Origin of the sequence: Micromonospora globispora, assembly GCF_003857015.1 — a bacterium.
GTDB classification, from domain to species: domain Bacteria; phylum Actinomycetota; class Actinomycetes; order Mycobacteriales; family Micromonosporaceae; genus Micromonospora; species Micromonospora globispora.
Window position 1 is genome coordinate 1 of the sequence record NZ_QGGF01000366.1, and the last position, 23,572, is coordinate 23,572.

The window sequence follows — 23,572 nt, forward strand, 5'->3', positions numbered from 1 at the left end:
TACCCCTGCCCGCCCACGATCGTCTAACGGGGGGTGACGCTGGCTCGGCTGGGAATCTTCGGGTACGAAGCGCGTCGGCCACGGCGACGCCAGCGAGGATGAGGGCGGCGGCGGTGGCTACCGCGAGCGGCGGCACCCGCCTCATCGCTGGGGTGAGGGCGACGAGGGCGAGTGCGCCGAGGGCGCGGGGGAGGGACACGCGGCCGAACACCGCGTACTCGAAGGTGGCTCGTCCGGCGAGGAACAGGGCGGGCCCGCTGAGGATGACAAGGATCCAGGCCGGGTGGGTGTGGCCGAGCGGATGCTGGATGACGAGTTCGTCGCCGACGGCGATGGTGATGATCCCGGCAACCATGATCACGTGGGAGTAGTTCGTCAGGACAACGATGCGGCCTGGTCTGGGGGTCGCGGTCATGGCGTCGGCCAGTAGTGCTCCGGCGCGGTGGATGTAGATGCGCCACAGCAGTGCCGTGGTGGCGAACGCCACCAGGGTCGCCGCGCTGCGGTCGGCCGTGAACTCGCCGGTTCCGAACGTCAGTCCGGTCACCAGGATCGGCTCGCCGAGCGCGATGATGAAGAACTGCTGGAACCGTTTCTGCCCGTCCTAGCCGTCGACTCGACCGGCCTAGAGGTTGACGGCCTCGCGCACCATGCGGTTGGCCGTGTCCGTCTCGTATCCAGTCGCCCGGAGCAGGTCACTCGACGCCGTGCGGAGCTGAATCACCATGGCGTTCCCGTACAACCTCAGGCCTTTGCGGCACGCCTGGCCGACCAGCCCCGCGACGTCCAGTACCCCGTGGCGGGTCTGCTCCAACGGCCCAGCCTTTCGTGCCTCCCGCTGCAGCACCCGGACCGTCTCGGCGAGCCTTTCCACGGCGGCAATGAGTTCCTCCGGCACCGGCTCGTCGTACTGCAGCGAGGTCGCCGCCCAGCGGGCTATCTCCCGGCACTCGAGGGCCACCCGATCCATGTACTGGATGCCGCGCTGGTAGCGTTCGACATCGCGTCGCCGCTTCCAGCGGACCGGCGAGATCGTGGTCACCTCCTCGGCGCCACCCAGAGCCTCGTGCAGCCGGGTGACGTCGGCGTCCATACCGCGGAGATGGTCGAGTGCCCGCACCGCGCGGTCCGGGTCCCGCTGTCTGAGCGCCTGTGCGACCTCCTGAAGCTGCGATGTGAGCGTCTCGACCAGGGGTGCGGCGGCGCGGTCGAGAGTGCGCATCGGGTCGATCGGCAGCAGCAACGCGACCACCACCAGCCCGACGACGGCGCCTGATCCGGCTTCGATGAGCCGCGCGAATTCCAGATTGTGCTGGACCGGCGACAGCGTGGCGATCAGCACGGCGGTGCCGCCCGCCTGGCCGACCAGCGCACCGCTGTGCCCGGTCATCAGCAGGGCGACGGCGATGGCGAGCGCCACCACCAAGCCGATCTGCCAGGCCCCGAACCCGATGAGACGCAGTATGACGTCGCTGACGAGCAGGCCCAGCGCGACACCGAGCATCAGTTCGGCCGTACGTCGGGTGCGCTGTCCGAGTGCGGCGACGATTGTGCCGACGGCCGCGCTGGGCGCGAAGACCGGCGCGGGCCGTCCCGCCACCTCGTGCGCGAGCCCCCAGGCCAGGGTGGCGGCGAGCCCGCACTGCGCCGCGATGATCAGGATGATCTCGGCTTGACGCAGCCGCAGCCTGCCGGCCTTACCACCGTGGTGTGCAGCCCGCGCCGCCAGGCGTCTGGCCTGTTCGGCTACCTCCTCAGGGCGGGGCACGGGGCTCCGGTCAGCGGCCATGGCGGGGGTTACCCGGCGCGGCCCTCACAAACCTCCGACCCGTTCTCCGGAGGTGGCGGCACGCCGCCGATCACCCCGGTCACTCGCCGCCCGGGAGCCGGTCCTGGTCACCGGGCGCCGGCTGCCGGCCGTCCCGTGGTCTTCGGGGCCGTTCCCCGGCGGCTGGTCCGGGCCGCCCGGACGACGGCCGCTCAGACGGTGCAGGTTCCCCCGTGTGGTCTCCCGGGCCGGCCTCCGCCGGTACGGACTCGGCCTGCCGTCCCAAGGGGACGAACTCCCGCAGCAGGATCCGCGCGATGCCGGCGGCCGGGATGGCCAGCAGGGCGCCCACCAGGCCGCCCAGCTCGGCAGCGGCCAGCACGCTGACCAGCACGATCAGCGGGTTCAGTTGGACCGCGCGGGACATGATGGCCGGTTGCAGCAGGTGGTTTTCGAATTGCTGGTAGACCACGAAGAAGACCAGCACGATCGCCCCGGCGGTGGGGGAGTGCAGGAAGCCCGCGCCGCCCGCGACGATCGCGCCGAGGGTCGCCCCCACCATCGGGATCAGGTCGGCGACGGCGACCAACAGCGCGATCACGGCGGCGTACGGCACGCCGGTGAGCACGAGCACCACGAAGGTCAGCAGGCCGCAGATGAGGCTGATCAGCAGGTTTCCGCCTACGTAGCCGGTGATGGTGTGTGCCGACTCTCGGCCGATGCGGCGCAGCCGCTCGGCCCGGGCGCCCCCGCCGGCCAGGGCCAGCGTCCGGGCGGTGATCTGCGGGGCCTGCACCACGATCAGGTACGCCAGCACCACCACGCTCAGCGCTCCGGCGATGCCCTGCGCCGTCCCGCGGGCCAGCCCGAGCGTCGAGCGGCCGAGTCGGCCGCCGAGGCGCCGGAACTCGTCGGCGTGGGCCTCGGCGTACCGGCGCACGTGGAATCGCTCCAGCAGTTCGCCGACCGGCCCGCGCCCGGCCCGCGTCTCGCGCAACAGGTCCGGTGCCTGGTGGGCGAACCGGGCCAGCTCGTTCACCAGGGGCACCACGAGGACCACGGTGAGCGCAGCGAGCGCCACCAAGGTGGCCAGGAACACGAGCAGCGTGGCGGCCGCCCGACGCCGGACGAGCCGTCGCTGCACCCGGTCCACCAGAGGATTCAGGGCCACCGCGAAGAACACTGCGGCCACCACCCAGCCCAGCACCCGCCGGGTCTCCCACACCAACGCCAGCCCGGCCAGGGTGGCGAGGACCAGACCGATGACGATCAAAGTCCGGCGGGCCGTGAAACGGTCGTCGGCAGTGCTCATCGGGCGCGACTACCCTCTGCGAGCCCAACGAAAAGCCAAGTCGTACGTCCGAGGGGGTCCGGCCCGCACGGACCGGCGTGATGGCGGTTGCAAGCGGGCCCCACATCATCCGGATCGGGTGATGCCAGCTCACCCCGGCGGTGGGGAGGGTCGGCTGGAGAGGCAGTTGACCGGCAATGACGGGATTGAGGGAGCGACGATGGACTTCTCCGACCGACTCGACGGACTGCAACAGCGTGCCGCGACGGCCAAGGCCGAGGTGCAGGTGGCCGCCGCCGAGTCCCGTGAGCAACTCCGGCAGCGGATCGAGCAAGCCCAGAGCGAGCTCAATCGGTCCGCAGCCGAGGCACAGCAGCGCGTGCAGCAGGCCGCCCCCGAGAAGCGGAGCCAGTGGGCGCAGATGAAGGCCGACGCCGCCGCAAAGACGGAGGACATCAAGGCCAAGATCGACAGCCGAACTCGGCAGTTGGACGCAAAGGCGGCCGCCGGCGACGCGGACTGGGCCGAGACCGGCGCGGCAGACGCCCTCGACTTCGCCGAGTGGGCGGCCTACAACGCTGAGCTGGCCGTGCTGGACGCCATCGACGCCCGGGCCTACGCCGACGAACTGGCCAGCACCGCACGCTCCTGAGCTGGCTCGAACCTAGGGGCTGTGCCCACGGAGCGTGGAAACCAGCGTCCCGCTGGGCACAGCCCTTTCGGCCGGCTCGCCCCCATCGCCCCGATCACTGCCCGGCAGTCGTCATGGGAGCATGACGGTGCTACCGACCCTGTCACCGTGCCTCCCGTCGAGACCGGTGGGTTCAGTTCACGCCTCGTGGCGGAGACTGCGCTTCAAGATCTTGCCGGTAGAGGTCATGGGCAGCTCGTCCCGGAACTCGACGAGGCGGGGGTACTTGTAGCTCGCCATCCGCTCCTTGCACCAGTTCACCAGCTCGCCCTCAGTCAGCGGGGATCCCGGGTTGCGGATCACGAAGGCCTTCACCTCCTCGCCGTGCGACTCGTGCCGCACACCGACCACGGCGACCAGGCTCACGTCGGGGTGCGTCAGGATCACCTCCTCGATCTCGCGGGGGTACACGTTGAAACCACCCCGGACGATCATGTCCTTGGCCCGGTCGACGATGAAGTAGTAACCGTCCTCGTCGCGGCGGGCGACGTCGCCCGTGCGGAACCACCCGTCGCGGAGCACCTCGGCGGTGGCGTCGGGGCGACCGTGGTAGCCCATCATGACGTTGTGCCCCCGGATCGCGATCTCGCCCGGCTCGCCCTCCGGGACCTCGTTCCACTCCGCGTCGATGAGCCTCAGCTGCACGCCCCAGATCGGCTGCCCGATGGAACCGGGCTTGGTCACGCGGCCGGGGTGGTTGAACGACGCGACGGGGCTGGTCTCGGAGAGGCCGTAGCCCTCCCGGATCCGGACGCCGTAGACCTTCTCCACCTGCTCGAGGATTTCCACGGGAAGGGCGGCGCCGCCGGAGATCGCCATGCGCAGGTTGGCCGCGATCGCCGGAGTGATCCTTTCCTGACCGACGTTGAGCAGGCCCCAGTACATCGTCGGCACTCCGGCGAAGAAGGTGACCCGCTCCCGCTCCATCAGCGCCAGTGCCGTTGCGGCGTCGAACCGGGGCAGGAGAATCAGCCTGGCGCCACCGTACAGGCCCGCGTTCATCTGCACTGTCTGCCCGAATGAGTGGAAGAGCGGCAGCGTCACCAAATGGACGTCCTCATCGACGGCGCCGAAGAGGCGCCAGCACGCGAGGGCGTTCATGACCATGTTGGCGTGGGTCAGTTCGGCGCCCTTGGGCTGTCCCGTCGTCCCGCTGGTGTAGAGGATCACCGCGGTATCGGTGGCCTCGGTGGCCACGGTCTCGAACCGGGGGGCCTTGCCGGCGAGGGCGGAGCCCAACGTGCGGGCGCCCTCGATCGGGCTCGGCGCCTGGGGGTCCGCGGTGATGAGGAAGAAGTGGTCGCACCCGTCGGCACCGCCGAACCCCTGCCAGCCCTCGGTCCCCATGGGCAGCTCGGGGGTGCCCTCGAAGCAGAAGTACGCCTTGGCGCCCGAGTCCTGCAGGTGGTAGGCGATCTCGCCGGCCTTGAGGAGCACGTTCAGCGGTACGACGACGGCGCCCGCCTTGAGGATCCCGTAGTAGACGATCGGGAAGTACGGCAGGTTCGGGCACGACAGCGCGACGCGGTCGCCCGGCCGGATGCCGCTCTCGATGAGAAGGTTCGCGACCTGGTTCGCCGCACCGTTGAGTTGGGCGTACGACAAGCGGGTGTTGCCGAGCACGACGGCCTCCCGGCTCGGCAGCCGTTCGGCGGTGCCCTCGAGCATCAGCGCGAGGTTGAGCATTGCGGCTCTCCTTCGTGGCGTGGCGTGGGTCAGGGCGTCGTCGTCGCGGCGGGCGGGAGCGTCTGGTCGCCGACGGGCGTCTGGGGCGCGGAGCCGAACGGTGGACGGGGCAGGTCGGCCTCACCGGTGGCGGCGGCGTAGACGACGACGTCGGGGCGCAGTGCGAGCACGGTGGCGTGGTGCTGGCGCATCCAGGGGATGAGCACGTCCTCGTCGTCCACGATCGTGCCGGGCGCGGGGGCCGAGCCCGCCGGCGTGACCTGCAGGCAGCTGATGCCCCTGGCCGCCCAGGCCGGCCAGGGTCGCGCCGGGCCGGTGTGCAGCAGCGCCCACCGACCGGCGAGTACGTCGTCGAGACGGACGTGGTCCCCGCCGTCCGTCTGGACCCAGGGCTGTGGGAGCTGCTTGCCGACCGCCCGATTGCCGCCGGTGTGGTCCAGCAGGCCCTTCCGGTAGCTGGTGTCCGGGAACCACCCGGCCTCCTGCATGTAGGCGCGGAAGGCCGGGACCCGCATGAGGACCCGGAACGCGGCGTTGCGCACGGACGTCAGCCCGGGGCGTCGCTCGGTGATGATGCGCCCGAACCGCACCGCCTGCGCGGTCATCTCCCGCACGTGTGGTTTGCGCTCGACCTCGTAGCTGTCCAGAACGTCATCGGGTAGCTCACCGCGCAGCACCGCGGCCAGCTTCCAGCACAGGTTCCCCGCGTCGCGTACGCCGGAGGACATGCCCTCGCCGATCCACGGCGGCATCGCGTGTGCCGCGTCGCCGGCGAGGAAGATCCGGCCGACGCGCCACTGGGCGGCGAAGCGGACGTGGTGGCTGTAGACGACCGCGCGGAGGATCTCGACCTCGTCGGTCGTCCGGCCGTAGCGGCGCAGCAGGCGCCAGATGTAGTCGTGGCTGAGCAGATCCTGTTCGTCCTCGCCGGGCAGGACGGGGAACTCCCAGCGGTGGTGGTCCAGCGGGGTCGGGCAGTCCACGGCGGGCCGGGCGGGGTCGCAGTGGAAGCGCAGGCGGTCGACAGTGTCCCAGCCCCGCTTGACCTTGGTGTCGATGACGACCCACCGGTCGTGGTAGGTGCGGCCGTCGAAGCCGACGCCCAGCCCGGTCCGGATCGAGCTGGAGCCGCCGTCGGCGGCGATGAGGTAGGCCCCGCGCAGGGTACGTAGCGTGTCGTCGGTAAGGTCCCGCGCGGTGACGGTGACACTGTCGCTGTCCTGCTCGACGAGTTCACAGTCGTGGCCCAGGAGGATCTCGACGTTCGGGTAGCGGTCTACGCCGTCGCGGAGGACCTGCTCCATTGCCGGCTGGTAGATGAACAGCTGCGGCGGGTGCCCGTTGCCCCGAGGAGCCGGCGCGAGGCTGAGGAACGACCGGCCGCGCGTGTCGACGAAGTCGATCGGCAGGCCGGCGAGCATGTCCTCCTTGAGCCGCTCCGCGAGGCCGATTCCCTGCCAGATCCGGATCGTCTCCTCGTCCGTAGAGATCGCCCGCGCGCGGGGGTAGATCGAGGCGTCGCGCTCGATGACGGCGACCCGTACGCCCATGCCGCCGAGCAGATTGGCGGCGGTCACGCCGACCGGGCCGTAGCCGACGATGATCACGTCGTAGTCGTGCAGTTCGGTGGTCATGCGGTGGCTCCGCTCAGTGCCGGGACGGTGATCTCCGCACGGCGCAGCGAAGCAACGCCGTGGCGGAACTGGTTGAGCTTGTCGATGACGGTCTGGCCCTCGGGGGTGTGCCCCCAGATGCTGATCCCCTGGTGGGTGGTGGGTTCCCAGGTGGCCTCGTCGACGACGATGGGATTCCAGCCGACCTCCCACTCGAAGCCGGACGGCGTCCGGACGTAGTAGGAGAGTTCCTTGTCGTTGGTGTGCTGCCCGATGCCCAGGGCCATGGTGAAGCCGAGTTGCTTGAGGCGCTGGTAGGAGGTGGTCATGTCGTCCAACGTGGCGGCCTGGGTGTTGAGGTGCTGGATCGCGGTGCGGATCGGATCGATGCGCAGGCCCTCGGTGTTGGCCACGGCGACGGTGTGGTGGCGGCCGTTGACCCGCAGGAACCGGATCCGGAAGCGCACGCTGCTGATCGTCTCGACGATGAAGTCGCTGAGCCGGGCGTCGAGCAGGTTGTCGTAGTAGCGGTGGATGGCGTCCGGCTGAAGTGAGCTGATGGCGATGTGACCCATGCCGGCGTCGCCGGTGACGAAGCCGCTGGCCTGCATGTGCAGCGGGGCCGTGGTGGTGACGGGAGTGGTGTACAGCTCCTGGACCAGGCCCTTCGGGCCGGGGAAGCGCACCAGCCGTTGCACGCCGCGCAGCGCCGCCTCCTCGTCATGGCCCTGTTCGACGGTGACGCCGCGGGCGGTGATGCGGGCGACGATGTCGTCGAACGCCTCGTGGTCGTCGACGTGCCAGCCGACTGTGGTCACGTCCTCTGCGGGGCCCCGTTGCAGCAGCAGGCGGCACTCGTGGTCGTCCAGCCTGAAGCGCATCCGGTCGCGGTCGAGTTCGTCGACGTGCAGGCCGACGCCGTCGGCGCCGAAGCGGCGCCAGTCTGCGAACCGGGTGGTCTCGATGCACAGGTAGCCCAGGTGCACCTTGCCGAAGACGTTCATTTGGACTCCTCGGAGAGGAACGCGGCGATGAGGGAGTTGAACAGGTCCGGGCGTTCCCACTGCACCCAGTGGCCGGTCCCGGCGACCAGGTACAGGTCGCAGCGGGGCATCCGCTCGGCGAGGAGCAGCCCGCCGGACGGCCGGTTGACCTTGTCGTCGGCGCCCCAGAGCACGAGCGTCGGCGTGGCGGCCCGGGACAGCCGCTTGTCGCGTAGCAGGTCCATCCGCAGCAGGGTGCGTAGCCCGCCGGGGCGCCGCAGCGGCGGGCTGGCGACCACCTCCGCATCGATGCTCGCCTGGTACCGCTCCTCGATCATCTCGGCGGGGACGGCCGTGCCGTCGTAGACCAGGTCGTCGCGGATGAACCGTTCGAGCTTGGCCCGGGTCGGGCCTTCGCCGCCGTAGTAGGCGAGCAGCCGCTTCAAGCCGGGAGTCGGCGGACGTCGGGTCGTGCCGATCCCGCCCGGGCCCATGAGGACCAGGCGTCCGACCCGGTCGGGCCGGTCCAGCGTGAGCCGCAGCGCGGCGGCGCCACCGTAGGAGTTGCCGACCAGGTGGGCCCGGTCGATGCCGAGCGCGTCGAGTAGCCCACGAACCGCGCCGGCGAGGTCACCGAAGGGGTCGGACTGGTCGATGTGCTTGCTGGACCGGCCGTAGCCGGGCAGGTCCGGCACGATCACCCGGAACCGCTGTGCGAGGGCATCGACGTTGCGGGCGTAGTTCGACATCCCGGAGGCCCCCGGCCCGCCGCCGTGCAGCAGCACCACCGCCTCACCGGCGCCCCGCTCGGTGACGGCGATGTCCCGCGCACCGACTCGCACCAGCCGCTGATCGGTGGTGACTTCCTCGACGCTCACTTGACCTCCCGCAACCCCGCGCTGTTAATGTAATGATCGTTACAGTTGTAGTGGCCGCTACGGTAAGCTTCACTGCAGACATCGTCAAGACATCGGCCGGAAACACGGGAAGGGTGCGATGACGGAATCTCGGGGTGAACGCAAGCGCCGGGCCAACGGCGAGGAGTCCCGACGGCGCATCCTCGACGCCGCCGCCGAGATCGCCGGCGAGCGCGGCTACGAGGGCACCAGCATCGCGCTGGTCAGCGAGAAGTGCGGCCTGCCCGCCAGCTCGATCTACTGGCACTTCAAGAACAAGGACGACCTCATCGCCGCCGTCATCGAGCGCAGCTTCGACATCTGGGTGGACGTACTCGCCCTCCCCGGCGACGACAGCGAGCCGATGCCGGAACGCCTCGCCGCGATGGCGGTGAGGGTCGCCAAGACCCTGCTGGACTCGCCCGACTTCCTTCGTCTCGGGCTCATGCTCACCCTCGAGCGCCGCCCGGAGGAGCCCAGCGCCCGGCGCGTGTTCCTGCAGGTCCGGGAAACCGCCCGCGCGCGGCTCGCCGCCGTGCTCGCCAGGGTCGCCCCGGACGCCGACCGGGACACGATCGAAACGATCACCACGTACGCCATCGCCGCAACCGACGGGCTGTTCATCGCCAAGGAGATCGGCGGCGACAGCGTCGACCTCCTGCGGCTGTTCGAACTGCTCGGCCGCAGCCTGTACGACAGCCTCACCCGCCTGACCGGCGGCAGTCCCGCCACGGAGACCCCATGACCACCGGCACCACCGATCCCGTCGCCGCCGCCGTCGACCGGTTGCGCACCGCCGCGCGGACCCGCACGCCGTGTCCGCCGGTCCGCGACCTCATCGGCCCCGACGACGAGGCTCTCGCCTACGCCGTTCAGCGCCAGTTGACCGAGGCCGGGGTCCGGGACGGCAGGCGGCCGGTCGGGCGCAAGGTCGGGCTCACCTCCCCGGCCGTGCAGCGCCAGCTCGGCGTCGACCGGCCCGACTTCGGCATGCTCTTCGACGACATGGCCTGCGTGGAGTCGGCGGTGATCAGGCTCGACCGGCTGCTGCAACCCCGCGTCGAGGCCGAGATCGCCTTCGTCCTCGCCGACGACGTCGTCGACCCGGGCGTCACCGCCGTCACCGTGCGCCGGCGGGTCGCCTACGCCGTGGCCGCGCTGGAGATCGTGGACAGCCGCATCGCCGGCTGGGACATCAGCTTCGCCGACACCGTCGCCGACAACGGTTCTAGCGGCCTGTTCGTCCTCGGCGCCGACGGGGTCCCCCTCGACGCCGTCGAACCGGCCGCGGTGCAGATGACCATGTTCGTGGACGGTGTGCCCGCCTCGACCGGCTCCGGCGCAGCGTGCCTCGGCGACCCGCTGGAGGCCCTCGCCTGGCTAGCGCGGACCGCCCTGGTCCACGGCGACCCGCTCCGCGCCGGCGACGTCGTGCTCTCCGGCGCACTCGGGCCGATGGTCCGGGTCGACCAGGCCATGCATGTTCGCGCAGACCTCACCGGCCTCGGCAGCGTCGAGGCCACCTTCACCACCCCCGTCACGAAAGGCGGCAGTTGATGTCGCGTACGAAGGTCGCCGTCATCGGATCCGGCAACATCGGCACGGACCTGATGATCAAAGTCCTGCGCCTGTCGCAGAACCTCGAGATGGCCGCGATGGTCGGCATCGACCCCGCCTCCGACGGCCTCGCCCGGGCCCGCCGCCTCGGCGTGCCCACCACCGCGGATGGCGTTGCCGGCCTCATCGCGATGCCGGACTTCGCCGACATCGCCGTGGTCTTCGACGCCACCTCGGCGGGGGCGCACCGGGCCAACGCCGCCGCCCTCGCCCCGTACGGCAAGAGGCTCGTCGACCTCACCCCGGCGGCGATCGGCCCGTACGTCGTACCCGCGGTGAACCTCGACGCGCACCTGGACGCCGGCAACGTCAACATGGTCACCTGCGGGGGGCAGGCCACCATTCCCGTCGTCGCGGCCGTGTCCCGAGTGACGCCCGTGCCGTACGCCGAGATCGTCGCCTCGATCGCCTCCCGGTCGGCCGGTCCCGGCACCCGCGCCAACATCGACGAGTTCACCGAGACCACGGCCGCCGCCATCGAACAGGTCGGCGGTGCCCGGCGCGGCAAGGCGATCATCATCCTCAACCCCGCCGAGCCGCCGATGATCATGCGGGACACCGTGCAGTGCCTCATCGGCCCCGCCGACCACGACGCCGTCCGCGCCAGCATCGAGCAGATGATCACGGACGTCGCCGCGTACGTCCCCGGCTACCGGCTCAAGCAGCCCGTGCAGTTCACCCCGCTGGCCCCGGATGAGCCGGTCCACACCCTGCTGCCGGACGACACGACGGCGGTCACCACCAAGGTGAGCGTCCTGCTCGAGGTCGAAGGTGCCGCCCACTACCTCCCCGCCTACGCCGGCAACCTCGACATCATGACGTCCGCGGCACTCCGGGTCGCCGAACGCCTCACCGCAGCCCAGGGAGCCATCCGATGACCGCCACCGCACCCGCCCGCCGCCTGTTCATCCAGGACGTCACCCTGCGCGACGGCATGCACGCAACCCGGCACCGCATCACCCCGGCCGACGTCACCCGGATCGTCACCGCCCTCGACGCCGCCGGCGTGGACGGCATCGAGGTCGCCCACGGCGACGGACTCGCCGGTGGCAGCCTCACCTACGGCCCCGGCAGCCACACCGACCGGCAGTGGATCGAAGCCGCCGCGGCCGCCGTCACCCGCGCCCGCCTCACCACCCTGCTGCTGCCCGGTATCGGCACCATCCACGACCTCAAACAGGCCCACGCCCTCGGCGTACGGTCGGTCCGCGTCGCCACCCACTGCACCGAGGCGGACATCGCCGCCCAGCACATCGCCACGGCGCGCGAGCTGGGCATGGACGTGTCGGGATTCCTCATGATGAGCCACCTCGCCGAGCCCAAGGAGCTCGCCGCTCAGGCCAAGCTCATGGAGTCCTACGGCGCCCACTGCGTCTACGTCACCGACTCCGGCGGGCGGCTCACCATGGACGGCGTCCGCGACCGGGTGCGGGCCTACCGGGACGTCCTCGACCCGGGCACGGAGATCGGCATCCACGCCCACGAGAACCTGTCCCTCTCCGTGGCCAACAGCGTCGTCGCAGTGGAGGAGGGCACCACCCGCGTCGACGCGTCACTCGCCGGCCACGGGGCCGGCGCCGGCAACTGTCCGATCGAACCGTTCATCGCCGTGGCCACCGTGCAAGGCTGGCAGCACGGCTGTGACCTGTTCGCCCTCCAGGACGCCGCCGACGACCTCGTCCGGCCGCTGCAGGACCGGCCCGTCCGCGTCGACCGGGAGACCCTCACCCTCGGCTACGCCGGCGTCTACTCCAGCTTCCTGCGCCACGCCGAAACCGCCGCACGACACTACGGTCTCGATGCCCGGGACATCCTGCTGGAAGTCGGCCGGCGCAAACTCGTCGGTGGGCAGGAGGACATGATCCTGGACATCTCCCTCGACCTCAGCCGGAGCTGATGGTTCGAGGAAGCGAAGGTCAACCAACCGGTACGCGCGGCTGAAGCGTCCGCCACGCAGCGGATGAGGCTCATGCTCCGCGAGGAGATCACATCAGGGGGGCGGGTGGCTCGGGCTCTCGCCCGCGAGCGCGCCTCGCGTCTGCGACGACGATTCCGACCAGCACGGCCGTGGCGCCGGCACCGGCGACCAGCGGCGGAGCGTGCCACACGGCCGGGATCAGCAGGCCGAGGGCGAGGAGCCCGATCAGCCGTGATCGGGAAATCCGACCGAAGACCTGCAGTTCGAAGGGAGCCCGACCGAGCAGGAACAGCGCCGGACCGCCGAGGATGGCCACGAGCCAGTTCGGCTCCGAACGGCCGGTGGGATTGATGATGTAAAGCTCGAAGCCGGCACCAGAAAGAACAACACCGGAGATCATGACCAGGTGATTCAATGCGGCCGCCACGGATTGCCGGGCCGGATCCCGGGCGGCGGTGATGGCCTGCGGCAGGACCAGGCCGGCCCGGTAGAAGTAGATTCGCCAGAGCTGCACGATGGCGACGAAGGCTAGGGCGAACCCCATCCCGTGCGGGAGGGCGAGGTCGCTGTCGGAGAAGGCCCCGCCGGACACGAAGACTGCCTCACCCAAGCTGATCAAGAAAATCTGCTGCAACCGCTCGGCCAGGTGCTCGCCCGCGACCTGACTGCCGGCCCATTGGCGAAATCCGACCACGAACCCGGGGAACTCGATGGCCAGCGCAAGTGCCCAGAGCGCACCGCGCAGAGGCGGGTCGTGCACCAACGCCCCCGCGATCCACGGAACTGTGCTTCCGCCGAGCGACAGTAACCCCGGTAGTGCGGACCCCTTGGTCCGCACTTGCCTGACCAAGAAATAGACCAACAGGCGGCTGACCCGCACCGCGACCCAGGCACCGGCGAAGACCAGAGCCCGCTCCTCGAACCCCTGCGGCACCGAAACCGCCATGACGGTGGCACCGGCCATCGAGGAGAACACGAAGAACTGACCCGGCCGCGAATCCGGACGCACTCGGCTGGTCAACGCGGCGGTGGTCTGCCACATGAACCAGAGCCCCAGAAACAGCAGAAGGGTCTCAGCGAACTCACTGAGCCCGAGCCCCCCGGAGTGGAAGTCGTCCAGGAGCCGCAAGCTGATCCGATTGAGCGCGAAGACGAAGACGAGATCGAAGAACAGCTCCAGGATGGTCGCCCGCTGCCAGCTGGCCTCCTCCCGTACGCGCCGCTCGCGGCCCGGCTCATCCATCCGTCATGAGTCTGGTTCGCCGCCGCAGGCGCGCAGGCGTTCGCCTGCCTCGGCAATCCCAGACTTCCGGCCAGGAAACACGACGCGGAGTATCCGGGGCGGCGGGCGATAAACCTGCCATATCCGACGTCCGCCGCGCCTGCTGAGGGCTACGCCCGAAAACCGACCCCGCCCGGGGATCGCCCGGTCGGTGGCTTCGGCGGGCCGCGCGCGGTCCCGCTCAGCGGGAGGTCATCGGGGGAGGTGAGCCTCGATGCCCGCGATGAGGGTCTGGACTGCGAATGTGAAGTTCCTGTCGCCGCCTGCGTCTGCGCTCGATGCAGTGGCCGGCCCTGCTGTGGGCGTGGGTTGCAGAACAGCGAGGCGACCCAGGGTCCCGTTGCCCTCGGCGAGGAGGAAGCCCGAGAAGAGGCTGGTGAGGACCGCTCCGACCGCGGCTACCTCCGTCGCCGGCACGCCTGCCCTGGTGAGGATGCCGGTCAGTCCGGTCCAGAACGGGTCTTCCGGCTCGATGAAGTCCGGGCTGGCCAGGCTGTGCACGATCAGGTTGGGGTGCTGGTGCGCCAGCGCGCGGAAGTCCCTCGCGAACCGGTACAGCTGTTCCTGCCAGATCCCACCGTCGACCCGAGGCCGGAACTGCGCGGCGATGAGGTTCTTGACGCCGCGCAGCAGCGCGGCCTTGTTGGGCACGTGGTGGTAGAGCGACATGGGGTTCACCCCCAGCACCGCGGCCAGCTTCCGCATGCTCAGCGCGCCGACTCCGTCCGCGTCGATCAGCCGCAGCGCCGCGGTGTAGATGCCCTGTTCGGTGAGACGTGCGTCTCGTCGGCCCCCTGAGGCCTGTCCACTCGTAGCCATACACCGTATGGTAGCAGGAGCCATACGGTGTATGGCTGACGTCCGGGAACTCACCTTCGTTGGCCGGCCACCGCCGCCGACGTCGATGGAAGGGGTCAACCTGTTGAGCAACCTCAAGACCATTCCCGCCCCGCCCGGGATCCCCGTCGTCGGGAACGCGCTGCAGATCCCGTCTGATGGACCGGCTGCGTTCTTCGAGGAGACGGCCGGTCGGTTTCCCGAGGGCATCTACCGGCTCGCGCTGCCCGGCCGCGAGCTCGTCCTCGTATCGGACCCGGACCTGGTGGCGGAGCTGTGCGACGAGTCGCGCTTCTACAAGCCGATCGAAAAGCCGCACAGTGACGTGCGGGCGATCGCCGGGGACGGCCTGTTCACCGCGAGGGGGGACGAGCCGAACTGGGGCAAGGCGCACCGGATCCTCATGCCGGCGTTCAGCCAGCGGTCGATGAAGTCGTACTTCCCCGAGATGCTCGAGGTTGCCGACGCGCTGGTCGGCAAGTGGCGGCGCAACGAGGGCAAGGACCTCGACGTGGTCGCCGACATGACCCGGCTGACCCTCGACACGATCGGGATCACCGGCTTCGACTACCGGTTCGACTCCTTCGGCACCGACGAGGTGCATCCGTTCCTGCAGGCCCTGGCGGACTCTCTGCACGAGGCCATGGGGCGGCTGAAGCAGCCGCCCTTCGTCACCGCGATGCGGCGCCGGCAGATCCGGACCTTTGAGGAGAACGTCCGCGTCATGCACTCGCTCGTCGAGGAGGTCATCCGCGAGCGCCGCGCCGGTGGGGGCGATGACCGCCGCGACCTGCTCAGCCTCATGCTCAACGCGGTCGACCCCGAGACCGGCGAGCCGCTGTCCGACGAGAACATCCGCAACAACGTGGTGACGTTCCTCATCGCCGGGCACGAGACCACCAGCGGTCTGCTCTCGTACGCCCTGTACCAGCTGCTGCGCAACCCGCACGTGCTGGCCCAGGCGTACGCGGAGGTCGACCGGCTGCTGCCGGGTGACACGGTGCCGACCTACGAGACGATCATGAAGTTGAACGTGATCCCGCGGGTCCTGGACGAGACCCTGCGCCTGTGGGGGCCCATCCCCGCGATCGCGTTGGCGCCGTACGAGGACACCATGATCGGTGGAAGGTACGCACTGCCGAAGGACCAGCAGGTCATGGTCGTCATTCCGGCGCTGCACAAGCACCCCAAGGCGTGGGACCGGCCGACCGAGTTCGACATCGACCGGTGGCTGCCGGAGAACATCTCCCAGCACCACCCGCACGCCTACAAGCCGTTCGGCAACGGCGAGCGGGCCTGCATCGGCCGGCAGTTCGCCCTCACCGAGGCCCGGCTCGCCCTCGTCCTGGTGCTGCAGAACTTCGCCATCACCGACCCGAGCGACTACCAGATCAAGGTCAAGGAGACGCTCACCCGCAAGCCGGAGAACTTCATGGTGCGGGTGCGCTCCCGCCAGCCGTACGAGCGGTTCGACACCGAGGTGCGGTCGGTGCAGGAGGCGCAGGCGGCGACGGTCGCGGTGAACGCCGTCGGCGTCACGCTGCGCGTCGCGTACGGCTCGAACCTGGGCGCGTCGGAGGATCTCGCGCGGCAGCTGGCCGGCCGGGCCGAGCAGTCGGGCTTCGACGCCACCGTGCTCACCCTGGACGAACTGGCCGACAACCCACCGAGCGACGGGATCCTCGTCGTGGTCACGCCGAGCTACAACGGCAAGGCCCCCGACAACGCGCAGCGCTTCGACGCCCTCGCCGCCGCCGGCGGACTGACCGCGGGATCGATGTCGAACGTGCGGTTCGCGGTGCTCGGCAACGGCAACACGCACTGGATCACCTACCAGGCATTCCCCAAGCGGGTGGAGGCGGCGCTGCTCGCGGCCGGTGCCACCCCGATCGTGCCGCGCGGTGAGGTCGACGCGAACGGCGACTTCGACGGCATGGCGACCACGTGGATGAACGCACTGTGGACGGCGCTGGCCGAGGAGTACGGCGCGGACACCAGCGCCACCACCGGCCCACGGCTGTCGCTGGAGGTCCTCACCGAGGCGCAGGTTCGCCCGGCAGTGGTCTCCGAGAAGGCGTACCCGATCACCGTCGTGGCCAGCGAGGAACTGGTCGGCGACCCGACCGGGCTGTGGGACTTCAGCATGGAGGCGCCCCGCCCGCAGGCGTTGTCGATCACCGTCGAGCTGCCCGACGGGGTCAGCTACGAGACCGGCAACCACCTGGCCGTCTTCGGCAAGAACGACCCCGAGCTGGTGGCGCGGGCGCTGCGGCTGCTGCGGGTACCCCGCGACCAGGTGGTCCGGCTGCGCCGCGAGGACGCCAGCACCGGCACCCACCTGCCGATCGATGTGCCGGTGACCGCGGAGCTGCTGCTGACGGAGTTCGTCGAGTTGCAGGAGGTGGCCACCCGCATGCACCTGCGGGCGCTGGCCGAGCACACGCAGTGCCCGTGGACCACTGGCCAGCTCCAGGGGTACCTCGACGACACCGACGAGGCGAGCCAGCGCTACCAGGACGAGATCCTCGCCAAGCGGGTCTCGGTCCTGGCCCTGCTGGAGCGGTTCCCCGCCGTCGAGTTGCCGCTGGCCGCCTTCCTGGAGCTGGCCGGGCCGATCCGGCCCCGGTTCTACTCCATCTCCTCGGCCGCCATGGTCGAGCCGAACCGGCCGCGACTGACCGTCGGCCTGGTGGAGGGTCCGGCACTGTCCGGCGACGGGGAATACCGCGGCCTGGCCTCCCAGTACCTGGCCCGGCTGCGGCCCGGCGACGTGTTCTTCGGCTACGTCCGCGTCCCGGTCCCGCCGTTCCACCCGCCGGCCGACCCGACCACGCCGATGATCCTCGTCGGTCCCGGCACCGGGTTCGCTCCGCTGCGCGGCTTCCTCGAGGAGCGCGCCGCCCAGCAGGCCGGCGGTGTCGAGGTCGGTCTGTCGAAGGTGTTCTACGGCTGCCGGCACCCGGAGCACGACTGGTTCTACCGCGACGAGATGCAGGCCTGGGAGCAGGCCAGCGGCGCCGAGGTGCACCTGGCGTTCTCCACCGTGCCCGATCACCCGCACAAGTACGTCCAGGACGCCCTCACCGCCGACGGCGACGCCATCTGGGACGCGATCGAGAACGGCGCCCACATCTACGTCTGCGGCGACGGCCGGCGGATGGCCCCGTCGGTACGCCAGGCGCTGGCCGGCATCTACCGCAGCCACACGGGCGGCAGTGCCGACGACGCCGAGAAGTGGCTCGACCAGCTCGAGAACGACGGGCGCTACCAGCAGGACGTCTTCGCCTGATCACCCATGCCGGATGCGGCGCGAGAGCACCACATCCGGACACCATGCCCCGCGCGGTGGGGGCGACCGTACGCACCGCGAGACAAGGAGAATGTCATGTCCACCATGCTTGCCGGCCGGCTCGACTACAAGACGGGGCGGTTCGCGATGGAGGAGGTACCCGTCCCGCAGCCCGGACCGGGCCAGGTGAGGATCAAGGTCGCCGCGGCCGGCATCTGCCTGTCCGACGTCCACCTCATCGACGGGAGCCTGCGACTGGAAACCACCGTCGACAAGGTGACCCTGGGGCACGAGGTCGCCGGCGTCATCGACACCGTCGGCCCGCAGGTACCCGCCGAATGGCAGGTCGGGCGGCACGTGCTGCTGCAGGCCGGTCAGCCCTGCGGCGCCTGCCCGCCCTGCCTCCTCGGCCGGGTCGGCCAGTGCCAGCACCCGCTGACCCGCGGGGTCGACTACGACGGTGGCTGGGCCGAGTACGCCATCGCCGACCACTTCACCCTCGTCGCCGTACCCGACGACCTTCCCCTCGAGCAGGCCGCGATCATTCCCGACGCGGTCTCCACCCCGTGGGGCGCCATCGTCGGCACCGGTGACGTACGCCCCACCCAGGCCGTCGGCGTGTGGGGGCTGGGCGGTCTGGGCGCCCATGCGGTGCAGTTGCTGCGTCTCGTCGGGGCCGCCCCGATCGTCGCCGTGGATCCGATCCCGGATGCCCGGACCCGGGCCCTCGCCCTGGGCGCCGACTACGCCCTCGATCCCCGCGCCGACGACTTCGCTGAGCAGGTACGCCGGATCACCCACGGCCGTGGCCTCGACGTCGCCTTCGACCTCGCCGGTGCCCCGCCGGTCTGGACCCAGGCCCAGGACGTCCTCGCCAACGAGGGCCGGCTCGTCCTGGTCGGGCTGGCGCCCCAACCGCTGACGATCCACCAGACCACCCTGTTCAGCTACCTGAAGCAGCAGGTCCGCGGGCACTACGGCAGCGCACCCGAGCACGTCGAGCAGCTCGTCTCCCTGGTGGGCCACCACCGCCTCGACCTCTCCGGGTCGATCAGCGATGTGCTGCCGCTGTCCGAGGCACCCCGAGGCGTCGAACGGCTCGTGAAGAAAGAAGGCAGCCCGATCCGGCTGATCCTCAAGCCCTGACACCTACTGCGGGCCGTGGCGTTCTCGCCTCCTGCCCCGCGGTCAACGCTGGCGTGCCGGCAGGGTGGGCAGCCCTGCCGGCACGGCCTGAACACGGGACCGGTCGTGGCTTGACGGGGGAGACGCGCCGGCGCCGTCGGCGGCGCTGTCGACCAGGCTGCTCCGCCCCGGTGGCGACGCCGAGGGCCGACGGCCCGTAACCGTGTCGGCCTGCGACGGGTCAAGGGCATCGGCGTCAAAAAGGCGTGAAAAAGCCGGCGGTACGCGTTAAATCCGCGTAGCAGCGGCCGCCGGTCCGCCCTGCCGGCCCGATCATGGGCGACGGAACGTCGTGGCCGACCGGGCGATGGTCCGGTAGCCGTGCGCGCGCAACGCCCGGGATCTCTTCCGGCCAGCAGGTACGTGCTGGGCCCACTCTCCCGGCGACCGGAGAACTGGGGAGGCACGATGAGCGTCGCCGCGCGCGACCGGGTACGGAACCGGAAGAAACGAGAACTGCGGGACTGGTTGCTGGCCGACACGGCCGCCCGTCCGACCCAGGCGGACGGCCCGTACGCCAAGCCGCCGGAGCCGCGCCATCACGCCTGGTGGAAGGTCATGTGCCTGACCGGCGTGGACTACTTCTCCACCCTCGGCTACCAGCCCGGCATCGCGGCGCTGGCCGCCGGCGTGCTGTCCCCGGTGGCGACCCTGGTGCTGGTCCTGGTCACCCTGCTCGGGGCGCTGCCGGTCTACCTGCGGGTCGCGCACGACAGCCCGCACGGCGAAGGCTCCATCGCGATGCTGGTTCGGCTGCTGACCTACTGGCAGGGCAAGCTGTTCGTGCTGGTCCTGCTCGGCTTCGCCGCGACCGACTTCATCATCACCATCACCCTGTCGGCGGCCGACGCCACCGCGCACATCGACGAGAACCCGTTCTGGCCGGACAGCCTGCGCGGCCATCCGGTGATCATCACGCTGCTGCTCGTGGCGCTGCTCGGCACGGTGTTCCTCAAGGGGTTCACCGAGGCGATCGGCATCGCCGTCGGGCTGGTAGGGGTCTACCTGACGCTCAACGCCGTGGTGGTGGTTGACGCGCTCTGGCGGGTGTTCACCCACCCCACCATGGTCGGCGACTGGACCACCGCACTGACCGCGCAGCACGGCGACCCGCTGCTCATGGTCGGCATCGCGCTGCTCGTCTTCCCCAAGCTCGCGCTCGGCCTGTCCGGTTTCGAGACCGGCGTCGCGGTGATGCCGCATGTCAAGGGCGACCCGGAGGACACCGAGGAGAAGCCGACCGGGCGGATCCGGGGCGCGCGTCGGCTGCTCACCACCGCCGCCGTGATCATGAGCATCTTCCTGATCACCAGCAGCCTCGTCACCACCGTGCTCATCCCGGCCGAGGAGTTCAAGCCGGGCGGGCCGGCGAACGGGCGGGCCCTGGCGTACCTGGCGCACCAGCACTTCGGCGAGGTGTTCGGCACCGTCTACGACCTGTCCACCATCGCGATCCTCTGGTTCGCCGGCGCCTCGGCGATGGCCGGCCTGCTCAACCTGGTCCCGCGCTATCTGCCCCGCTACGGCATGGCGCCCACGTGGGCCCGCGCGGTGCGACCGCTGGCGCTGGTATTCACCGCCGTGGCGTTCCTGATCACGGTGATCTTCGAGGCCAGCGTCGACGCCCAGGGCGGCGCGTACGCCACCGGCGTGCTCGTGCTGATCACCTCTGCGGCGACCGCGGTGACGCTCTCCGCCCGGCGCCGACGCCAGCACGTTCGTACGGTCGCGTTCGGGATCATCACGGTGATCTTCGTCTACACCACGATCGCGAACGTCGTCGAGCGGCCCGACGGTGTGAAGATCGCCGCCGCCTTCATCGCGGGCATCATCGTGGTGTCGCTGCTCTCCCGGCTGTTCCGGGCCTTCGACCTCCGGGTCGAGACGGTCGAACTGGACGCCACGGCCCGGCAGTTCATCACCGACTGCGCCCGGCGTCGGATCCGGCTCATCGCCCACGAGTCGAGCACGGGGGACGCCGCGGAGTACCGCGACAAACTCGCGCAGATCGTCAAGGACAACGACTTCCCCGCCGGCGGCGACGTCATCTTCGTCGAGGTCACCGTCACCGACCCGTCGGACTTCGAGACCGAGCTGCACGTCACCGGGACGATCGTGCACGGCCGGTACCGCCTGCTGCGCCTGGCCAGCTCCTCGGTGCCCAATGCCCTCGCCGCGCTGCTGCTGCACATCCGCGACCTCACCCATTGCCGCCCACACATCTACTTCGAGTGGACCGAGGGCAACCCGGCCGGCAACTTCCTGCGCTACCTGATCTTCGGGCAGGGCGAGATCGCCCCGGTCACCCGGGAGATCCTGCGCCGGCAGGAGCCGGACCGGGCGCTGCGGCCGCACGTGCACACGGGCTGATCCACTGAGGTCGGGTCCGACGGACGGGTACCTCGGGCCGGACGGCACTGCGCCGCCGCCTCCCCGCAGCGCAGGATCGGGGTGGACGAGGAGGAAGAGGAGGCAGACCGTGGCGGATACCGACCCACCTCCCGTCCGGCGGGACCGGCACGCCCACCGGCCACCGGCTGTTGTCAACCGGGCGATCCTGGCCGTCCTGCGCTCCCGCCGCCTGCACGGCCTGCTCGACGGGCAGCTCTGCGAGCTGCGGTACCGCGCCGGCGAAGGCCGCCCGGTCAGCCTCCCGGTGCTCTACGCCGTGACGGACGACCGGTACGTCGTGCTCGTCGGCGACGCCTCGGACAAGCGGTGGTGGCGGCACTTCCGCCGACCCGACGCGGTGCAGGTGTGCCGGGGCGGCCATTGCCGCACCGGTCTCGGCCGGATCGTCCCGCCGGACGACCCGGTCTTCGGCCCGGCCTCCGACGCGTACGCCCGCCGGCACGGTGTCCAGGTCGGTCCGGACGACCGGCTCCTGGTGGTGCAGCTGCCGCCGGAGCCGTCGGGCTGACCCGTAAAGGACGCGTACTGCCGTCAGGGGCGGTAGCGGTAGCCCATGCCGGGCTCGGTGATCAGGTGCCGGGGGCGGGCCGGGTCGTTCTCGAGCTTGCGGCGTAGCTGGGCCATGTACTGGCGCAGGTAGTTGGTCTCGTTGTGGTACTCCGGGCCCCACACCTCGTGCAGGAGCTGCCGCTGGCTGACCAGTTTGCCCGGATGACGGAGCAGCTTCTCCAGCATCGCCCACTGGGTGGGGGTGAGCTTGACCTCGACGCCGTCGTCGCGGGTGACCACCCGGTCGGCGAGGTCGACGGTGTGCCGCCCGATCCGCTGGGTGGCGGTGGCCGGTGCCGTCGCGTCGGCGGGGGTCGCGAGGCGGCGGGTGACCGCCCGGATGCGGGCGAGCAGTTCGTCCACCCCGAACGGCTTGGTGATGTAGTCGTCGGCGCCCGCGTCGAGCGCGGCGACCTTGTCCTCGCTGCCGGCCCGGCCGGAGAGCACGATGATCGGCACTGCCGTCCAGCCGCGCAGGCCGCGGATGACCTCGACGCCGTCCAGGTCGGGCAGGCCGAGGTCCAGCACCACCAGGTCGGGCGGGTGGCTGGCGGCGGCCTTGAGCGCGGCCGCGCCGCTGTCGACGACCTCGACGTCGTACCCCCGGGCCCGCAGGTTGATGCGGAGGGCCCGGAGGATTTGCGGTTCGTCGTCCACGACCAGGATTCGGGTCATTCCTGCGGCCCTTCCGACTCGATCCCTCCGGTGGCCGCCGGCAGGCGTACCACCAGGGTGAGGCCGCCCCCTGGGGTCGTCTCGGGGGTGATGCTGCCACCCATCGCCTCGGTGAGCCCCCGGGACAGCGCGAGACCGAGCCCGACCCCGGTCTGGTTGTCCCGGTCGCCGAGGCGCTGGAACGGCAGGAATACGTGCTCCCACTGGTCCTCGGGTATCCCCGGGCCGGTGTCGATCACCCGCAGCTCCACCTGCCCGGCGTGCGCGCTGGCGGTGATCGTCGGCGGATGGCCGGGCGGGCTGTAGCGCAGGGCGTTGGCCACGATGTTGACCAGCACCCGTTCCAGCAGGCCGGGGTCGGCGGCCGCGGCTGGCAGGTCGGCGGGGATGTCCGTGGTGACGTCCGCGGCGGCGGGCCCCAGCTCGTCCAGGGCCCGCGGTACGGCGTCCTCCAGCCCGATCGCGGTCGAGGCGACGCCGAGCGCGCCGGCCTGGAGGCGGCTCATGTCGAGCAGGTTCGCCACGAGGCGGCCGAGCCGGTCGAGGGACTCGTCGGCGGTGGCGAGCAGTTCCTCGCGGTCGTCGGCGTCGAACTCCACGTCGTGGCTGCGCAGGCTGGACACGGCGGCCTTGGCCGAGGCGAGGGGTGTACGCAGGTCGTGGCTGACGGCGGCGAGCAGCGCGGTGCGCATCCGGTCGGCCTCCGCCAGGGGCCGGGCGGCGGCGGCCTCCTCGGCGAGGCGTTCCTGGCGGAGCGCGACGGCGGCCTGGGCGGCGAAGGCCTCGACGACCCGCCGGTCGGCGTCCTCCAGCCGGCGGCCGGCGAGCACCACGGTGAGCCGCTCGTCCACCGGCCCGGCCGTCTCTCCCGCGCTCGGAC

Annotated in this window: 20 protein-coding genes; 9 read left to right on the plus strand and 11 right to left on the minus strand. The window is 70.7% G+C overall.

The genetic code is table 11. From position 1 onward, the window contains the following. From DKL51_RS18380 to DKL51_RS18390, 3 genes are all read right to left on the minus strand, one after another. Positions 1–547: low temperature requirement protein A (locus DKL51_RS18380; protein ID WP_148097814.1), on the minus strand; the 547-nt coding region annotated here is incomplete at its 3' end. Positions 548–625: 78 nt separating this feature from the next. Continuing rightward, a complete protein-coding gene (locus tag DKL51_RS18385) occupies positions 626–1,729 on the minus strand; it encodes an FUSC family protein (RefSeq protein ID WP_311768061.1) in 1,104 nt (367 codons plus the stop codon). 139 nt (positions 1,730–1,868) lie between these two features. Next, the gene (locus tag DKL51_RS18390) at positions 1,869–3,080 is read right to left on the minus strand and encodes an AI-2E family transporter (RefSeq protein ID WP_109945385.1); all 1,212 of its coding nucleotides are present in this window, start codon (positions 3,078–3,080) and stop codon (positions 1,869–1,871) included. 166 nt (positions 3,081–3,246) lie between these two features. On the opposite strand from DKL51_RS18390, the gene DKL51_RS18395 reads away from it, so the two are divergent. Continuing rightward, on the plus strand, positions 3,247–3,711 hold the full coding sequence (locus tag DKL51_RS18395; RefSeq protein ID WP_123827050.1) for a hypothetical protein: 465 nt from the start codon (positions 3,247–3,249) through the stop codon (positions 3,709–3,711). A gap of 177 nt (positions 3,712–3,888) precedes the next feature. On the opposite strand, the gene DKL51_RS18400 is transcribed toward DKL51_RS18395, so the two are convergent. Genes DKL51_RS18400 through DKL51_RS18415 form a run of 4 tightly spaced genes read right to left on the minus strand, consistent with a single transcriptional unit; the run spans position 3,889 to position 8,910 of the window. Continuing rightward, positions 3,889–5,436 (minus strand): long-chain-fatty-acid--CoA ligase, encoded by a 1,548-nt coding sequence (locus DKL51_RS18400; RefSeq protein WP_109945383.1) that lies wholly within the window; start codon positions 5,434–5,436, stop codon positions 3,889–3,891. Between the two features lie 29 nt (positions 5,437–5,465). Continuing rightward, complete coding sequence (gene mhpA / locus DKL51_RS18405) at positions 5,466–7,070, minus strand: bifunctional 3-(3-hydroxy-phenyl)propionate/3-hydroxycinnamic acid hydroxylase MhpA (RefSeq protein WP_109945382.1); 1,605 nt, start codon at positions 7,068–7,070, stop codon at positions 5,466–5,468. Then, entirely contained in the window at positions 7,067–8,053 is a 987-nt protein-coding gene (locus tag DKL51_RS18410; protein WP_109945381.1) for a VOC family protein, read from the minus strand. Before DKL51_RS18410 ends, mhpA begins: the two co-directional genes overlap by 4 nt. After that, on the minus strand, positions 8,050–8,910 hold the full coding sequence (locus tag DKL51_RS18415; protein ID WP_243420665.1) for an alpha/beta fold hydrolase: 861 nt from the start codon (positions 8,908–8,910) through the stop codon (positions 8,050–8,052). Before DKL51_RS18415 ends, DKL51_RS18410 begins: the two co-directional genes overlap by 4 nt. Positions 8,911–9,028: 118 nt before the next feature. Here DKL51_RS18415 and DKL51_RS18420 point away from each other — a divergent pair, with 118 nt between their 5' ends. Genes DKL51_RS18420 through dmpG form a run of 4 tightly spaced genes read left to right on the plus strand, consistent with a single transcriptional unit; the run spans position 9,029 to position 12,442 of the window. After that, on the plus strand, positions 9,029–9,673 hold the full coding sequence (locus DKL51_RS18420; protein WP_109945380.1) for a TetR/AcrR family transcriptional regulator: 645 nt from the start codon (positions 9,029–9,031) through the stop codon (positions 9,671–9,673). Beyond that, positions 9,670–10,485, plus strand: coding sequence for a 2-keto-4-pentenoate hydratase (locus tag DKL51_RS18425; RefSeq protein WP_109945379.1), 816 nt, complete (start codon positions 9,670–9,672; stop codon positions 10,483–10,485). Before DKL51_RS18420 ends, DKL51_RS18425 begins: the two co-directional genes overlap by 4 nt. Further along, positions 10,485–11,423, plus strand: coding sequence for an acetaldehyde dehydrogenase (acetylating) (locus DKL51_RS18430; protein ID WP_109945378.1), 939 nt, complete (start codon positions 10,485–10,487; stop codon positions 11,421–11,423). Before DKL51_RS18425 ends, DKL51_RS18430 begins: the two co-directional genes overlap by 1 nt. Further along, the gene (gene dmpG / locus DKL51_RS18435; RefSeq protein ID WP_109945377.1) at positions 11,420–12,442 is read left to right on the plus strand and encodes a 4-hydroxy-2-oxovalerate aldolase; all 1,023 of its coding nucleotides are present in this window, start codon (positions 11,420–11,422) and stop codon (positions 12,440–12,442) included. Before DKL51_RS18430 ends, dmpG begins: the two co-directional genes overlap by 4 nt. Before the next feature lie 88 nt (positions 12,443–12,530). On the opposite strand, the gene DKL51_RS18440 is transcribed toward dmpG, so the two are convergent. Both DKL51_RS18440 and DKL51_RS18445 read right to left on the minus strand, forming a co-directional pair. Beyond that, complete coding sequence (locus DKL51_RS18440; protein ID WP_109945376.1) at positions 12,531–13,706, minus strand: low temperature requirement protein A; 1,176 nt, start codon at positions 13,704–13,706, stop codon at positions 12,531–12,533. Positions 13,707–13,937: 231 nt separating this feature from the next. Continuing rightward, complete coding sequence (locus tag DKL51_RS18445) at positions 13,938–14,564, minus strand: TetR/AcrR family transcriptional regulator (protein WP_109945375.1); 627 nt, start codon at positions 14,562–14,564, stop codon at positions 13,938–13,940. A gap of 31 nt (positions 14,565–14,595) precedes the next feature. Here DKL51_RS18445 and DKL51_RS18450 point away from each other — a divergent pair, with 31 nt between their 5' ends. The 4 genes from DKL51_RS18450 (at position 14,596) to DKL51_RS18465 (ending at position 21,976) form a co-directional block, all read left to right on the plus strand. Next, positions 14,596–17,871, plus strand: a complete 3,276-nt coding sequence (locus DKL51_RS18450) for a bifunctional cytochrome P450/NADPH--P450 reductase (protein WP_221623203.1) — start codon at positions 14,596–14,598, stop codon at positions 17,869–17,871. Positions 17,872–17,967: 96 nt separating this feature from the next. After that, positions 17,968–19,017, plus strand: a complete 1,050-nt coding sequence (locus tag DKL51_RS18455; RefSeq protein WP_109945374.1) for a zinc-binding dehydrogenase — start codon at positions 17,968–17,970, stop codon at positions 19,015–19,017. Positions 19,018–19,464: 447 nt separating this feature from the next. Further along, the gene (locus tag DKL51_RS18460) at positions 19,465–21,426 is read left to right on the plus strand and encodes an APC family permease (RefSeq protein ID WP_109945373.1); all 1,962 of its coding nucleotides are present in this window, start codon (positions 19,465–19,467) and stop codon (positions 21,424–21,426) included. Positions 21,427–21,535: 109 nt separating this feature from the next. Next, positions 21,536–21,976 (plus strand): hypothetical protein, encoded by a 441-nt coding sequence (locus DKL51_RS18465; RefSeq protein WP_109945372.1) that lies wholly within the window; start codon positions 21,536–21,538, stop codon positions 21,974–21,976. 23 nt (positions 21,977–21,999) lie between these two features. Here the strand turns inward: DKL51_RS18465 and DKL51_RS18470 are convergent, their stop codons facing one another. Together DKL51_RS18470 and DKL51_RS18475 are read right to left on the minus strand one after the other, a co-directional pair. After that, positions 22,000–22,692 (minus strand): response regulator, encoded by a 693-nt coding sequence (locus DKL51_RS18470; RefSeq protein WP_109945371.1) that lies wholly within the window; start codon positions 22,690–22,692, stop codon positions 22,000–22,002. Beyond that, a partial coding sequence (locus DKL51_RS18475; RefSeq protein ID WP_260428575.1) for a sensor histidine kinase occupies positions 22,689–23,572 on the minus strand: 884 nt, incomplete at its 5' end. The genes DKL51_RS18475 and DKL51_RS18470, both read right to left, overlap by 4 nt.

Excerpts from the sequence above, each read along its gene's own strand:
- DKL51_RS18390 (WP_109945385.1), bottom strand. The coding sequence starts at position 3,080 with ATGAGCACTGCCGACGACCGTTTCACGGCCCGCCGGACTTTGATCGTC.
- DKL51_RS18400 (WP_109945383.1), bottom strand. The coding sequence starts at position 5,436 with ATGCTCAACCTCGCGCTGATGCTCGAGGGCACCGCCGAACGGCTGCCG.
- mhpA (WP_109945382.1), bottom strand. The coding sequence starts at position 7,070 with ATGACCACCGAACTGCACGACTACGACGTGATCATCGTCGGCTACGGC.
- DKL51_RS18410 (WP_109945381.1), bottom strand. The coding sequence starts at position 8,053 with ATGAACGTCTTCGGCAAGGTGCACCTGGGCTACCTGTGCATCGAGACC.
- DKL51_RS18420 (WP_109945380.1), top strand. The coding sequence starts at position 9,029 with ATGACGGAATCTCGGGGTGAACGCAAGCGCCGGGCCAACGGCGAGGAG.
- DKL51_RS18425 (WP_109945379.1), top strand. The coding sequence starts at position 9,670 with ATGACCACCGGCACCACCGATCCCGTCGCCGCCGCCGTCGACCGGTTG.
- DKL51_RS18430 (WP_109945378.1), top strand. The coding sequence starts at position 10,485 with ATGTCGCGTACGAAGGTCGCCGTCATCGGATCCGGCAACATCGGCACG.
- dmpG (WP_109945377.1), top strand. The coding sequence starts at position 11,420 with ATGACCGCCACCGCACCCGCCCGCCGCCTGTTCATCCAGGACGTCACC.
- DKL51_RS18440 (WP_109945376.1), bottom strand. The coding sequence starts at position 13,706 with ATGGATGAGCCGGGCCGCGAGCGGCGCGTACGGGAGGAGGCCAGCTGG.
- DKL51_RS18445 (WP_109945375.1), bottom strand. The coding sequence starts at position 14,564 with ATGGCTACGAGTGGACAGGCCTCAGGGGGCCGACGAGACGCACGTCTC.
- DKL51_RS18450 (WP_221623203.1), top strand. The coding sequence starts at position 14,596 with ATGGCTGACGTCCGGGAACTCACCTTCGTTGGCCGGCCACCGCCGCCG.
- DKL51_RS18455 (WP_109945374.1), top strand. The coding sequence starts at position 17,968 with ATGTCCACCATGCTTGCCGGCCGGCTCGACTACAAGACGGGGCGGTTC.
- DKL51_RS18460 (WP_109945373.1), top strand. The coding sequence starts at position 19,465 with ATGAGCGTCGCCGCGCGCGACCGGGTACGGAACCGGAAGAAACGAGAA.
- DKL51_RS18470 (WP_109945371.1), bottom strand. The coding sequence starts at position 22,692 with ATGACCCGAATCCTGGTCGTGGACGACGAACCGCAAATCCTCCGGGCC.